We start from the raw sequence: 14,589 nt of genomic DNA, 5'->3' as shown, positions 1-14,589 counted from the left end.
AACGCCGCTTTCTATCTCACGACCAGGACAGGGCATTTCGCATGCCGAACCACTGCCGCAGCGTTCGAACCCAACAGATACGTCGATATGTCAGGTTTGTGGGAAGCGATGATAATCAGGTCGGCATCGATCGTGTCAGCGAGCTTAAGGATTTGATCCTTTGGAGATCCCGTCACGGCGTGAGTCTGTACCTTGTCTGGAGGAATTTTGAATTGCTTAACGATTTCATCCAGCTTCGCTAAGGCCGCGTGCTGGAACTCTTTCAGCTTCGGCATTTCTACCGAATAGGCCAGGCCTAATGATGAATAATACGGAAGCGATGGAATGACGGTAAGAAAGTGAACTTTAGCTGTGTTAAGTGCTGTATGTGCCTGAACGAAGGGGATAACCATGTGCGTCAGGCTATCCTCCGAAATGTCAATTGGAACCAAAATTGAATTATACATTTGTCCCTCCTGAGTGTTTTTCACACAATTCAGGGTAGACCGTTAATTTCAGGAAAACAGAGAGCAAGCTGTCATAACGAGTACAAATTTCGGTTATGTGATAGGCGTACAGTGGAACCTGCCCTGATCTCGCTAACGTGGCGTGACAACGAACAGGGGCATTCGGGGATGAATCTCTCCGCGTCAAGGTCCGTTTTCTGCAAAACGCCAAAGCCTCAACCGGGCGCAATGCCCGGTACCTTGTTCATATTGCGTGACAGCTGACGGACGCGATAATTTTATTTCCGCCCATATTCCCCATAATCAGATCGAGTAATTTTCGGTATTCCTCCCGGGTCATCACCTCCGCGCGAATTTCAGTTTTACCTTCTGTTTGCGCCGTAGCGGAATAAATTGCTTTCAGACTTAACGTCAACTCTTTCGCCATGTTTACGACGCTTTGCCGCACCGCATCTTCATGCTCATCATTACAGGTGATTTTAAGGACATAGCATTTTTCGCCTTCATGTAGCACGGGCAGTTGATTAATTCGCTGCGCGGCTTCGCGAAGCAATATGTTAGCGCAGAGAATAATTAGGCTGGCCATAGCGGCATTCCAGAACTGGCCTAATCCGCACAGTACACCAATTCCGGCCGAGCACCACAGCGTTGCGGCGGTATTCAAACCACGAATATTCATTCCTTCACGCATAATGACGCCAGCGCCAAGAAAGCCGATTCCGGAGACGATCTGCGCTGCGATACGCCCCGGGCTATCAGGTGAAGTCGATACCGAACTTAAAATGAACACTGCCGCACCCGTGGCAACCAGTGCATTGGTACGAAGCCCGGCCATACGCTGGCGCCACTGTCTTTCCGCGCCAATAATTGCGCCCAGCAGCATCGCTGCGAGCAGATGAGAGATATAAGGAAACATCAGCCTGTCGCCTGTTAACGTTATTAAATAATAAGCGTCAGTGCTTTGCTAAGCACATCATAACGCCGTTTAAATGCTAAGCGTGTCAGGACAACGGTGGCGGAAAGAGTGAATGAGTAAACATGAACATGCGATGCCCCACAAATTGAGTGGTTCTTACTGTATCGGGATACAATCGCTTAAAGAGGATTGCTGCCCACCGTTTCAGGTAAGCAGCGAGAAAATCGCGCTAGCTTACCTTCGTATCGACGATAAAATAACTTTCCAACGAAGGACTCCTGTGAAAATTTATTGCCAGTATAGTCAGGGGCGATAATGAGTAAAGCGAAAAAACAGACTCCGTTATGAATTGTTTAAGTTCGGAAAGCATGTTTTTTTAAGACGTCATCTGATTTTCAAAAATACCCGGTATACTACATTTTCTTTTTTACAGGCGATAACAGGCAAAGGCAGGAAGTATGTCTCTTCGTTCGCTGCGGGCATTGTGCCTGACAAGTTTTTTCATTGCGGATGTCCGCGATGGCCTCGGTCCTTTTCTCGGTATTTTTCTGACCGAACGCCACTGGACCCCCGATGATATCGGCATCCTGATGACGGCCGGTGGGCTGGCGGGACTACTCGCTACGCTGCCGGCGGGATTCATCACCGACACCTCGCGCAGCAAGCGGACCGTGCTGGCGCTGGTGTGCCTGCTCATCACCCTTAGCACGCTCCTGCTGTGGTTTAGCCAGCAGAGCGCTGTTGTCGCTGTTTCGCAAATCGTCACCGGTATCTGTGCGGCGTTTGTCGGTCCGCTGATCGCCGGAATTACCCTGGGGCTGACCGGTCAGGGCGGGTTCAGCGCGCAGATGGGCAAAAATGAGGCGTTCAATCACGGCGGCAACTTTGTTACCGCACTGATTGCAGGCGGCATTGCGTGGTACTGGGGCGTCGGCGGGATTTTCCTGCTGATGACCTGTACCACGCTGTTAACGCTCTGCGCGCTGCTTGCCATTCGCAACGGGGATATCGACAACGACGCCGCACGAGGACTCTCTTCTTCAGCGAGCCTGCCGGTTCCCGGATTTGCCGTGCTGATAAAAAACCGGGCGCTGTTCGTGACCGGACTGACGCTGCTGCTGTTTCACCTGGCGAACGCCGCGCTGCTGCCGATGCTGAGCATGAGGGTGGCCGCGGCGCCCGCCTCGATCAACCCCGGTTTGTACGCGGCGGGCACCGTTATCATCTCCCAGGCCGTGATGATCCCCGTCGCCATCTGGGTCGCTAACCGAATAGACCGCTACGGCTACTGGCGCTTAATTATGCTGGCGCTGCTGGTGATGCCGGTGCGCGCGGCGCTGGCGGCGTCTACGGACGCGCCGCTCATGATGATCCCGGTACAAATCCTCGACGGGCTGGCCGCAGGGATTCTGGGCGTCGCGGTACCGTCTTTTATCGTGGTGCTGTTGCGCGGGAGCGGGCACGTCAATGCCGGGCAGAGTGTGGTGATGCTGATGCAGGGGGTCGGGGCATCCATGAGCCCGGCGTTAACCGGCACGATTGCGGGTCATTACTCATTTGCCACGGCATTCAGCGTCCTGAGCGCGATTGCGCTGGTGGCCGTACTGCTATGGTGGTGCTTTGCGCACCGGACCTGGGAAACAGACAGTACGCCGGGTGGGGCATAGACGCCACCCGGCGTCACGCTTACGCCAGTTCGTTAGGGCACGCTTCGCCCTTTTCCAGCTGCTGCAGGTTACCCAGCGTGGTTTCCGAAATGCTGATCAGCGCTTCGGCAGTCAGAAACGCCTGGTGTCCGGTAAACAGCACGTTATGACAGGCAGACAGGCGGCGGAACACGTCGTCCTGGATCACATCATTCGACTTGTCTTCAAAGAACAGATCGCGTTCGTTCTCGTACACGTCCATCCCCAGCGCGCCAATTTTCTGGGTTTTCAGCGCTTCGATAGCGGCCTGAGAGTCAACCAGCCCGCCGCGGCTGGTGTTGATGATCATAACGCCATCTTTCATCTGGTCAAACGCCGCCTGGTTGAGCAGGTGGTAGTTCTCCGGCGTCAGCGGGCAGTGCAGGGAGATCACGTCAGACTGCGAGAACAGGGTCGGCAGGTCGACGTATTCCACGCCCAGCTCCAGCGCAGCGGCGCTTGGATACGGATCGAACGCCAGCAGACGCATGCCGAAGCCTTTCAGAATGCGCAGGGCGGCGATGCCGATTTTACCGGTGCCGATCACGCCCGCGGTTTTGCCGTACATGGTAAAGCCGGTCAGCCCTTCCAGCGAGAAGTTGGCATCACGGGTACGCTGATAAGCGCGGTGAATACGACGGTTGAGCGACATCATCATGCCAATCGCATGTTCCGCGACCGCTTCCGGGGAGTACGCCGGGACGCGCACCACCCTCAGACCCAGCTCTTTCGCCGCGTCGAGGTCCACGTTATTAAAGCCCGCGCAGCGCAGGGCGATATATTTCACCCCCTGTTTTTTCAACTCTTCCAGCACCGGACGACTGCCGTCGTCGTTAACAAAAATGCAGACGCCTTCACAGCCGTGCGCCGTTTTGGCGGTTTTTTCGGACAGCAGAAAGTCGAAAAATTCAAGCTCAAACCCGTAAGCCTCGTTAACATGTTGCAGATACTTTTTGTCGTACTGCTTTGTGCTATATACCGCGAGTTTCATAAGACTTTCTCCAGTGATTTTGCATTCACGTTAGCATGATTAAAATTATCTTACAATTTATAAAATATTATTGAATTCAATAAGTTCTATCAATTATTCTAGAGCATATGTGCACCCTAACTCCATGATATTCTTGCTACGAGGAATCTTTGGCGTGAATCTGGTTAGGGCGTGTAGAGAAAAATGCAGTGGGTTGAGGATGCAAAAAAAGCCTGTCTGAATTACGTTAAAGAATGGCAAGAGGATGTGAAAACTGCAATCCTTCTGGATGTGATGGGACGATATTAGGAACCGGGTGAGTTTCTGATAAAGAGGGAGAATGATGCATGTCGCAACAACTGGGGTTGTCCTTATCTCCGCCAATGCTGCCCGCTTTGTACTATTTCATTGTATCTATAGTAGTTTTTTTCTTTTTATATTTCGGGAAACAGAAGATTACCCGGCTAAGAAAACACCCACTGTTCATTGCCTATATGCTGTTTGTGATAGCCATTGCAGCCATCCAGATTAACGTTTTTGCCAACGGCTATGAGTTTGTTAGCGGTTTTTTACATATCGATTTTGATCCCTGGCGGTACGACTCGGTGTACTGGGGGTCATTGATATTCGCAATGCTTTACCTGCTGGCAGTGCCCAGGAACAGGTATTAATTACGCAGTTATTCCGGCTTCTTTGCCTGAAATTATGCGTAACCCACTGAATCTAAATTGTGTTCTTTAGGTTACGCATAGCAAAAAAGTTACCTCATACTATTTACAGCATCTATCCTTAATCTTGGCGTTAACTTCAACTCAACCGCTAAACATGCGACAATGATCGGCACTGCCGGCTTAATTCTTTCGCTAAATCAGGATATTAACTGCCCATGAAGGGTAAATACAAAGCCGCTCTTGCGCTTTTACTGCTGTTCATACTGTTGCCGCTGACGCTGCTGATGACGCTCGCTCAGTGGGTACCGACGCTCGCCGGGATCTGGCTGCCCGTCGGGACGCGCATCGCTTTCGAAGAGAGTCCGAAACTTACCCGCCACGCGCTGGTGATCCCCGATCTTCGCTATCTGGTTGAAGACTGCGAAATTGCCCGCATCGATAACGTTACGCTGTCACATCCGAGCCGCTGGAAGCTGGATGTCGGCGCTCTGGATCTCAATTCCGTCTGTTTGAGCAAAATTCCCCAGTCTGCACCCTCAACGGTTGCCCCCAAAACGCTGGCACAGTGGCAGGCGGTATTACCGAATACCTGGATCACGGTTCACCGTCTGACGCTGTCGCCCTGGCAGCAGTGGCAGGGCGAGCTGCGTGCGTCGCTGACGCCGTCCAGTCAGGAGATCGCCTATAAAGGCGAGCAGGTGAGCATTAAAGGCACGCTTCGCGGTCAGACGCTCTCGGTCAGCCAGTTCGATGTACAGCTCCCGGACCAGCCGCAGCCGATTAAGCTGGTGGGCGAGTTTACCCTGCCGCTGGTGCCGGATGGCGTGCCGGTGAAAGGCCACGCGGTCGCGACCTTTAACGTGCCACAGTTAACGTCTCTGGTCGATGCCGATCTGGACTGGGAAGACAATCAGGGACAGCTGGTGGTGATGGCGCGGGACAATCCCGATCCGCTGCTCGACCTGCCGTGGCAGGTCACGGCGGAGCAGCTGAACATCAGCGACGGGCGCTGGAACTGGGATCTCTCGGGTATGCCGCTGAGCGGCCGGGTGTCTCTTCGCGCCGACAGCTGGCAGCAGGGGCTCGATAAAACCACCCTGACCGGACGGCTGAATGTGCTTACTCAAGGTGATGCGGGGAAAGGCAACGCGGTACTGAACATTGGGCCCGGCAGGCTCAGCATGGAAAACAGCGACATGCCCCTGCATCTGAGCGGCGAGGCGAAGCAAAACGATCTTATTCTTTACGCCAAATTGCCCGCAACGCTGACCGGCAGTCTGTATGAACCGCAGCTGGCCTTTGAGCCGGGCGCGCTGCTCCGCTCGCGCGGGCGCATCATTGACTCACTCGATATCGATGAAATCCGCTGGCCGCTGGCGGGCGTGAAGCTGACGCAGAAGGGCGTGGACGGTCGATTACAGGCGATTCTGCGCGCTCATGAAAACCAGATGGGTGATTTTGAACTCCACCTGGACGGCCAGGCCAACGACTTTTTACCTGATAACGGTCTGTGGCAGTGGCGCTACTGGGGAAAAGGCGGCTTTACGCCGATGCATGCCCGCTGGGATGTCGCCGGGAAAGGCGAGTGGCGCGACAATCTTATTGAGCTGACGGCGCTCTCCACCGGTTTTGACAAGCTCCAGTACGGCACGATGGAGGTCAGCAAGCCGCGTCTGGTGCTGGATCGGCCGGTGCGCTGGCTTCGTGACCCCGAAAAACCGGCCTTCAGCGGCGCGCTGTCGCTCAACGCCGGGCAAACCCGTTTCTCCGGCGGCAGCGCGTTGCCGCCCTCGGTCCTGACCTTCAGCGTCGACGGTACCGACCCGACCATTTTCCAGTTTAAGGGCGACCTCCATGCGGACAAAATCGGCCCGGTACAGGTGAACGGACGCTGGGATGGCGTGCGCCTTCGCGGGCAGGCCTGGTGGCCGAAACAGTCGCTCACCGTCTTCCAGCCGCTGATCCCGCCGGACTGGAAAATGACGCTGCGCGACGGGGAGCTTTACGCGCAGGTCGCCTTCTCGGCGGCGGTCGATCAGGGCTTTGAGGCCGGTGGGCACGGCGTGCTGAAATCCGGCAGCGCCTGGATGCCGGATAACCAGATTAACGGCGTCGATTTTGTGCTGCCGTTCCGATTCAGCGAGGGAACCTGGTCCCTCGGCACGCGCGGTCCGGTCACCTTGCGCATTGGCGAAGTGGAAAACCTGGTGACCGCGCGCAACATTACCGCCGATCTACAGGGGGACTATCCCTGGACGGAGGACAATCCGCTGCTCCTCACCAACGTGAAGGTGGAAACCCTCGGCGGGAAGATCACCATGCAGCAGCTGCGGATGCCTCAGCACGATCCGGCCCTGCTGCGCGTGGAAAATATCTCCTCCAGCGAGCTGATCAGCGCCGTCAATCCAAAGCAGTTTACCATGTCAGGGCCGGTGAGCGGGGCGCTGCCGTTCTGGCTGGACAACGAAAAATGGATCATTAAAGATGGCTGGCTGACCAACCCGGGGCCCATGACGCTGCGCATCGACAAAGATACGGCCGACGCCATTGTCAAAGACAATATGGTGGCGGGCGCGGCGATTAACTGGCTCCGCTATATGGAAATTTCGCGTTCGTGGACGAGAATCAATTTAGATAATCTGGGTGAATTAACCATGCAGGCGACCATCAAGGGGACCAGCCGGGTGGATGGCAAAAGCAGCTCCGTCAACCTGAACTATACCCATGATGAGAATGTCTTTACCCTCTGGCGCAGCCTGCGCTTTGGGGACAACCTGCAAACCTGGTTTGAGCAACATGCGGCGATACCTGCTCCCCGCAGTTTGACTGGCAAGGAAAGTGAGGAACAACAATGAAAAAGATGGCTGGTGTGCTCACCGTTGCCGTTGCCGCGCTACTGACCGGCTGTACGCCGCGCATTGAAGTCGCTGCGCCAAAGGAGCCGATTACCATCAATATGAATGTCAAAATCGAACATGAAATCCATATTAAGGTCGATAAAGACGTTGAAACCCTGCTGAAATCGCGCAGCGATCTGTTCTGAGGATGCCATGAAACGATTAGCTCTGATTTTACTGGCGCTGGGGATGAACGTGCAGGCGGCTGCGCTGACCTTAAACGATGCCCGGGCGCAGGGGCGCGTGGGGGAAACCCTGAGCGGCTATCTTGCCCCGATTCAACAGGACGCGGAAACGCTGGCGCTGGTCAATCGTATCAATGCGGCGCGCGCGGAAAACTACCAGAAGCTGGCTGACAGCAATAATTTGCCGGTCGATGAAGTGGCTAAAATGGCCGGTCAGAAACTGGTTGCCCGCGCGCAGCCGGGCGAATACGTGAAGGGCATTAACGGAAAATGGCTCAAAAAGTAGTTAGCGGTAGCGCCTGCGGTATTCACCCGGCGAGACGCCAAAACGCTGCTTAAACGCCGTAGAAAAATGGCTATGGTCGGTGAACCCCCAGCTGTAGCCAATCCCCGCCAGCTTTTCATCATCACCGGTAGATTGCAGTGCCTGCGCGCAGAGATCCAGACGACGGTTTTTGATGTACTGCGCCACCACCAGCCCCTTCTCGGCAAACATGCGGTAAAGGCTGCGCACGGACATGCCGCTCTCGGCGGCAATCCATTCCGGGCGCAGCGATTCAGACTGAATATGGTCGTCAATCAGCGCCACCACATGCTGGAACTGGCGCTCCTTGCGCGGCTGAATGATTTCACGCTGCTGGAATGCGGGGCGCAGCAGGCAGATCATCGCCTCGAGCGCCGCTTCGCTCTCCCGGTCGCTCAGGTCGGCATTGTTCATGCTCTCCATCAGCAGGCGATGGCTCAGCTGTACCGTGGGCAAGGTGCGGGAAAGGGCGGTCGCGCAGCTTATCTCCTGGAAACGACACTGCTGCTCAATAATCTGACGGGGAACCAGCAGCGAGATCTGACGGGATTTTTCCCGCCAGTTGATCGAGCAGGGACGCGACGCGTCAATCAGCGTGATATCACCGGTTCTGAGCAGCGCGCGACGGTCATCCTGCTCAATTTCCGCGCTGCCTTCGAGCTGGAACACGGTATAGAACCAGGCATCGTTACTCTGAGCGATCTCCTGACGGGAGCGGAACAGGTTAACCCCGCCTGCGGTCACGGTGCTGAGCTTCAGGCTGCGCGCATAGCTGGTCTCCAGCTCGCCGAAGAATTTCCCCCCGGTGGGCTGCGCGTTAAAACGCCCGCAAACCTGGTTAATTTGCGCCAGCCACTGCTGATACTGTTCCTGCTCGCTTGCACACGCCATCGTTTCTCTCACTGCACCGTCAACGTTTTCGCATTGTTGCATTTGTGTTGCATTTTGTCAGAGCTATGAGGCTGACTATAGGAAAGAACACTCACCGGTAACAGCGATATAAGCGGCAATTATCGCGATTTGCGGAGCCTGTCACAGGTGGCAAAGCGAATGTCACAGAGACAAAAGCGAGAACGCAAAACCCCACTTAGACTGGATGGACACCCTGCGAAGAATAACGAAGGAGTATCCTATGTCTGAATCACAGGTGGCCATTCAGCCTGCCGTACAACAATTTTTAGACCGACAGCATGGCCTGTGGATTGAAGGGCGTCAGGCCGCGTCGGATAGCGAAAAGCGGCTGAACGTCTTCAACCCGGCCACGGGAGAGGTCATTGCCTCGACTGCCGATGCCAGCGTCGACGACGTTGATCGTGCCGTCATGTCCGGCTGGCGCGCGTTTGTCGCCCGCAGCTGGGCCGGAAAACTGCCGGCGGAGCGCGAGCGGATCCTGCTTCATTTCGCCGATCTGGTTGAACAGCACAGCGAGGAGCTGGCCCAGCTTGAAACGCTGGAGCAGGGCAAATCCATCAACATTTCCCGCATGTTTGAAGTCGGCTGCACCCTGAACTGGATGCGCTATACCGCCGGGCTGACCACCAAAATTTCGGGTAAGACCCTCGACCTTTCCATTCCGCTGCCGCAGGGCGCCCGCTATCAGGCGTGGACGCGTAAAGAGCCGGTTGGCGTGGTGGCCGGGATTGTGCCCTGGAACTTCCCGCTGATGATCGGGATGTGGAAAGTGATGCCTGCGCTGGCCGCCGGCTGCTCTATTGTCATCAAGCCGTCAGAGACCACGCCGCTGACCATGCTGCGCGTGGCGGAGCTGGCAAGCGAAGCGGGTATTCCGGACGGGGTGTTCAACGTGGTGACCGGGAGCGGCGCGGTGTGCGGCGCAGCGCTGACCTCGCATCCGCATATTGCAAAGGTGAGCTTTACCGGCTCAACGGCGACGGGTAAGCAAATCGCCCGCGCGGCGGCGGATACGCTAACCGGGGTGACTCTGGAACTGGGCGGGAAAAACCCGGCCATTGTACTGAAAGACGCGGACCCGGCGTGGGTAATCGAAGGCCTGATGACCGGCAGCTTCCTGAACCAGGGACAGGTGTGCGCGGCGAGCTCGCGCATCTATATTGAAGCGCCGCTGTTTGACACGCTGGTCAGCGGGTTTGAGCAGGCGGTGAAATCCCTGAGCGTCGGGCCGGGCATGTCGCCGGAGGCGTTTATCAACCCGCTGGTGTCGCGCGCGCACTGCGACAAGGTGCAGACCTTCCTTGACGAAGCGAAGTCGCGCAGCGCGGAGCTGATCGTCGGTAACCGGGGGCCGGAAGGCAAAGGCTATTACGTTTCGCCTACGCTGGTGGTGAACCCGGATGCCTCACTGCGCCTGACCCGTGAAGAGGTGTTTGGCCCGGTGGTCAACCTGGTACGCGTCGCCGACGGGGAAGAGGCGCTCCAGCTGGCAAACGACACCGAATATGGCCTGACTGCCAGCGTCTGGACGCAGAATATCAGCAAGGCGCTGGAGTATACCGACCGGCTGCAGGCGGGCACCGTCTGGGTGAACAGCCATACGCTGATTGACGCCAACCTGCCGTTCGGCGGCATGAAGCAGTCCGGCACCGGACGCGACTTCGGTCCGGACTGGCTGGACGGCTGGTGTGAAACCAAATCGGTTTGCGTGCGCTACTAGTAAAAGCAAAAGGCAACCTGGAGGTTGCCTTTTTAGTGTTTGTTCCCTCTCCCATGGGAGAGGGTCAGGGTGAGGGCATCCAGCCGCACCGGGCGAATTTTGCAGGCCGGGTAAGGCATAGCCGCCACCCGGCTTTAATTAAAGCGACCACCGATCCCGTCCGGCCTCTTTCGCCCGGTACAGCGCCGCATCGGCGCGGGCGATGATCTCGGTGCCCGCTAACCCTTCCGCCATGCTTGCAATCCCCATGCTCACGGTGACACGATCGCTAACGGTTGACGCGCTGTGCGGTATAGCTTCTGTGCGCAGGCCGTCCTGAATACGTAAGGCCACCTTTTCTGCGATGTTTTCCGGACAGTTAAACAGGATCACTACAAACTCCTCGCCGCCGTAGCGTGACACCACATCATCAGGCGTGCGCACCGACTGCTTAAGCACCCGCGCCACGCGCGTCAGGCAGTCGTCACCCGCCTGGTGCCCGTAGGTGTCGTTGTAGCGTTTGAAATAGTCGATATCCAGAATGATCACCGAGAAGGTTTTTTTCTGCTCAACCGCGTTCTCCAGCACCACTTCCATTTTCCGGCGATTGGCGGTTTTGGTTAACGGATCCTGATGCGCCAGCGCATCCAGCCTGGAGATCAGCAGCTGATTTTGCTGGTTACGTCGCCAGGCCTCGTCAAACCAGCTCAGCAGGATGAAACGCCCGCAGATCAGGATCAGCGTAAAGACGCTCCAGATAACAAAAAAGTGAAGGTTGAGGCCATCGTTCCGTATCCAGCTTGCTACCGGCAGGGTGATCCAGAGCGGGAGCACAAAGGCGAGTAGCCCTTCAGGATAAAAATAGAGCGCCGTTAAGCCAGCGAGTAATAAAATGACGCACAGCGGCCAGACGTGCGGGAGCAGCAGCTGGGTGATAAACCAAAAGCAGGAGACCGACCAGATGGCGCTGCAGATAAACAGTACCACGCTAATGCCGGCGATGCGTCGCCAGGCCATGAGGATCAGCGCAGCTGAGAGGATGATAATGCCGAGCATGGAGGCATCGACCATTCTCGTCAGCTGCGGCGAGTGGGGATAAAGGGGATCGCTGGTATTAAGCAAAACGTGTCGCAGCAGAATCATCACCGCGAAGCTGATATTCACGAAGGCCAGCCACGGCAGGTTCATCGCCAGCCCGTGCATGACCATGGCGTGGCGCGTCGGCCAGGTTGCCCGTTCAAGTGTCGGTTTTTTTCTTTTTTCCATAAAGCCCTTTCCCGTCCGGGGGATAAATCATGCAGGTGAGATATCAGTAACTATAAGCAAGCTAGGACGATCCTCAAACGCTGGGGCAAAAAAAACCGGGCAATTGCCCGGCGGGTGGTTATTTTTCGTCTTTCTTCTTCCCGAGTGTTGGCGTCTCGTCGAAGAAGTTCCACGGTTTAAGCAGAGTATGCACCCATTCCGTCGGCATTATCGGCCACTCTTCCGCGCGGGCGACGTGGGTGGTGCCGGTGGTCATCCAGACCACGTCGTCCTGGTCGTTAAGCGACTCGTTATCTTTGCTGTACTGCCCCAGGCCCGTGTCGTGTACGGAGCGGTTCGGGAATTTTCCTTCAGGGTAGAGCTCATCCGGGTGGTAACGGGTCACCCACAGCTGTTTGTCCATAAAGCTCAGTCGATGGTAAATCCACTCGTCCGGGGCAAATTTCGCGCCGGTCGCCACCGGGTGCGTACCGCCCGCGTAAGGGATAATCTGGTACGAGACCGGGTTGCCCATGCGGTTCTCTTTACTGGTGTTGCTCAGCAGCCGAATGGTGCCCGGGTCGAACTTCTGCGCCGCCTGCTGCTCGGTATCAATATCGTACTGATTGATCTGCATGGTGCTGGTGCGCGGGCCCCCGGCGGTATTCGGCTTCACTTCCGGATCCATAGCCACCAGCTTGTTATTGATGCCGTCCACGTCCATATCAAGACGGAAGTTGTAGATATGCTGGTGCGTGGTGCCCACGATGTTATGGTCGATCAGCGTGCCGTATTTGGTGTCGTCTTTGGCTGTGGCGTCGTGCATGGTTTTCGCCTGAACGCCTTTCACCGCCTCGATACCCGTTGCGCCGGCGTCAATGCCGATGGTGCCATTTTCATGGAACACCCAGTCAAAGATGTAATCGTAGTTGCCCACGGTACTCACCCAGCGCACCACCAGCTCGCGGCGCTCGGTGCTGACGTTTGGCTGACCCATCTCCTGATGTTTGTATTCCGGCCCGGCGTAGCGTTCGAAAATGGCGATCGCGCGCGGGATCTCCATCGGCGCGCCGGTGTAATCCGGGATGGTTTCATTGAGCATCACGGCGTTGGACGGCACGTCTTTACCGCGCACCAGCGGTGAGGTCAGGGTGCCCATACCGTAGTCGCCGGAGTCGAGATAGGCTTTAAAGTACCAGCCCACGTCCGGATCGCCGTAAGGGACGATCATGCCGCCGAGCGACCCCTGATACATCACCTGGCGCTTTTTGCCGTTGTCGTTATAGGTGACGGTTGAAATCATCGGACCGACGCGGGAGTCCAGGCTCAGGTGGAAATCCCAGTTCTGCCAGTGCACCATATCGCCGGTGATGGTGTAGTTCTTGCCTTCCGGCTCAGTGATGTTGAGCGGTTTTTTCGGCGTCTCAACGCGGTCGCGTCCATCATAGGGACGCGGGGTCATGGGAACCGGAACAACGGCGCCTTCTTCAATCTTCTGGATCTTTTTCTGTTCAAGATCGACCACGGCCACCAGGTTCTCAATCGGGTGCGCCCAGTAGTTGCCGTCGCCCACGTCCAGATAGCTCACCACCTTCAGCAGGCGATCTTCCTGCTTCAGGCCGTCTTTACCGTCGAAATAGCCGACGGTCAGCGGCGTAGTAATCACTTTTTTCGGGTCGGTGATGCCGTGTTTTTTAAGCACCTCGGCGAACTCGGTGCTTTCGTTGATGATCTGCTGAACCGCCGTGAAATCATCCAGCAGCACCATGCCGTGCGCGTCTTTTACCGGCTCCCGGCGCAGGATTTTTTTATCCTTCAGGTCCACCACGCTTTCGATAACGTGCTTGCCATCGAGCATGACGATCTTCGCCTGGCGAGGGGCATCCACTGCCGTACCGTTAAGCACAAAGTCCCACACTTTGGCTTTCTCAGGCTCTGCCAGGGCGATCTGGGTAAAGCGGGTATTCGGTTTAAAGTCCGCCGAGGTTTTCACAATCTCAACGGCCTGCTTAATTTCGTCCGCCGTTAGCGCGTTTAACGGGTGAGGGCGTTTTTCTACCTGGAAGGTCTGGTCAAGGCCGGACTGGAACACATCGTTGATGAAGGTATCGGAAATAAAGGCTTTCTTGCCTTTCATCACCACCGGCACCTCGAGCCTGAGGGTTTTACCGTTGACGATGGCGGTTTTAGCGCCCGGTTTGACCTTCACAAAGGCACCGTCTTTCGCAATGGTGAACATCTGTGCGTAATCATCCCACTGAACGTCCGCGCCAAAGTCCTGCAGCGTTTTGTCCATCGGGACCATATGCGCCTCACTGCCGTGGGCGAAAACAGGGGATTGCCAGGCGCAACACAGCGCAACGGCCATGGCCAGCGCCGTTCTACGGGCAGAAAAAGAAGAATTGCTTCCCATCGTAGACCTCATCTTGTTGTGTTTATTGTGTTGTGACAGCCTTATCCTGACAGGCCCATGAGAAAAGCGTTTGCCTGCATCTGCCAGATTATTTGTCAGCCTTGCCAGGTTAAAAAAAGAGCGGGGATAAATCACATGCCGGGCCGTTTCCTTTCCCCATTGAGGCTGAGGGACCCCTACAAATGATGTCAGCACAGACGGCCCCCTCTCCCTTGAGGGAGAGGGCTGGGGTGAGGGGGAACATAC

General features: G+C 56.1%; 12 protein-coding genes. 6 read left to right on the top strand and 6 right to left on the bottom strand.

Features of this window, described 5'->3' with window-relative positions; all coding sequences use genetic code 11:
- Nucleotides 1-11: 11 nt before the first annotated feature.
- Both uspF and ADJ24_RS04035 read right to left on the bottom strand, forming a co-directional pair.
- Nucleotides 12-446, bottom strand: a complete 435-nt coding sequence (uspF, locus tag ADJ24_RS04040) for a universal stress protein UspF (protein ID WP_023311561.1) — start codon at nt 444-446, stop codon at nt 12-14.
- A 244-nt stretch (nt 447-690) separates the two neighbouring features.
- Nucleotides 691-1,362, bottom strand: coding sequence for an MgtC family protein (locus tag ADJ24_RS04035; protein WP_023292541.1), 672 nt, complete (start codon nt 1,360-1,362; stop codon nt 691-693).
- Nucleotides 1,363-1,820: 458 nt separating this feature from the next.
- On the opposite strand from ADJ24_RS04035, the gene ADJ24_RS04030 reads away from it, so the two are divergent.
- Nucleotides 1,821-3,029, top strand: coding sequence for an MFS transporter (locus tag ADJ24_RS04030; protein WP_023311562.1), 1,209 nt, complete (start codon nt 1,821-1,823; stop codon nt 3,027-3,029).
- A gap of 19 nt (nt 3,030-3,048) precedes the next feature.
- Here ADJ24_RS04030 and ADJ24_RS04025 read toward each other — a convergent pair whose 3' ends face one another.
- Nucleotides 3,049-4,038 (bottom strand): 2-hydroxyacid dehydrogenase, encoded by a 990-nt coding sequence (locus tag ADJ24_RS04025; RefSeq protein ID WP_023311563.1) that lies wholly within the window; start codon nt 4,036-4,038, stop codon nt 3,049-3,051.
- Nucleotides 4,039-4,364: 326 nt separating this feature from the next.
- Between ADJ24_RS04025 and ADJ24_RS04020 the strand changes: the two genes are divergently transcribed.
- From ADJ24_RS04020 to ADJ24_RS04005, 4 genes are all read left to right on the top strand, one after another.
- On the top strand, nt 4,365-4,688 hold the full coding sequence (locus ADJ24_RS04020; protein WP_023311564.1) for a hypothetical protein: 324 nt from the start codon (nt 4,365-4,367) through the stop codon (nt 4,686-4,688).
- A gap of 215 nt (nt 4,689-4,903) precedes the next feature.
- Nucleotides 4,904-7,543 (top strand): YdbH family protein, encoded by a 2,640-nt coding sequence (locus tag ADJ24_RS04015; protein ID WP_023311565.1) that lies wholly within the window; start codon nt 4,904-4,906, stop codon nt 7,541-7,543.
- Nucleotides 7,540-7,731 carry a YnbE family lipoprotein gene (locus ADJ24_RS04010; RefSeq protein WP_014169918.1) on the top strand — a complete coding sequence of 64 codons (192 nt, stop codon included), beginning with the start codon at nt 7,540-7,542 and terminating at the stop codon, nt 7,729-7,731. The genes ADJ24_RS04015 and ADJ24_RS04010 overlap by 4 nt, the downstream gene beginning before the upstream one ends.
- 7 nt (nt 7,732-7,738) lie before the next feature.
- A complete protein-coding gene (locus ADJ24_RS04005) occupies nt 7,739-8,056 on the top strand; it encodes a YdbL family protein (protein ID WP_023311566.1) in 318 nt (105 codons plus the stop codon).
- Here the strand turns inward: ADJ24_RS04005 and feaR are convergent, their stop codons facing one another.
- Nucleotides 8,057-8,965, bottom strand: coding sequence for a transcriptional regulator FeaR (gene feaR / locus ADJ24_RS04000; protein WP_023311567.1), 909 nt, complete (start codon nt 8,963-8,965; stop codon nt 8,057-8,059).
- Nucleotides 8,966-9,206: 241 nt separating this feature from the next.
- Here feaR and ADJ24_RS03995 point away from each other — a divergent pair, with 241 nt between their 5' ends.
- On the top strand, nt 9,207-10,706 hold the full coding sequence (locus ADJ24_RS03995; RefSeq protein WP_023311568.1) for an aldehyde dehydrogenase family protein: 1,500 nt from the start codon (nt 9,207-9,209) through the stop codon (nt 10,704-10,706).
- Nucleotides 10,707-10,844: 138 nt separating this feature from the next.
- Here ADJ24_RS03995 and ADJ24_RS03990 read toward each other — a convergent pair whose 3' ends face one another.
- Both ADJ24_RS03990 and tynA read right to left on the bottom strand, forming a co-directional pair.
- Nucleotides 10,845-11,951, bottom strand: a complete 1,107-nt coding sequence (locus ADJ24_RS03990) for a GGDEF domain-containing protein (RefSeq protein ID WP_023311569.1) — start codon at nt 11,949-11,951, stop codon at nt 10,845-10,847.
- A 118-nt stretch (nt 11,952-12,069) separates the two neighbouring features.
- Nucleotides 12,070-14,343: a primary-amine oxidase gene (gene tynA / locus ADJ24_RS03985; RefSeq protein ID WP_023311570.1), complete on the bottom strand. Its 2,274-nt coding sequence runs from the start codon at nt 14,341-14,343 to the stop codon at nt 12,070-12,072.
- Nucleotides 14,344-14,589: the final 246 nt, after the last annotated feature.

It is taken from the genome of Enterobacter sp. 940_PEND, assembly GCF_001059415.1.
Classification (GTDB): domain Bacteria; phylum Pseudomonadota; class Gammaproteobacteria; order Enterobacterales; family Enterobacteriaceae; genus Enterobacter; species Enterobacter cloacae_M.
This window is presented reverse-complemented; position numbering and strand designations above follow the sequence as displayed.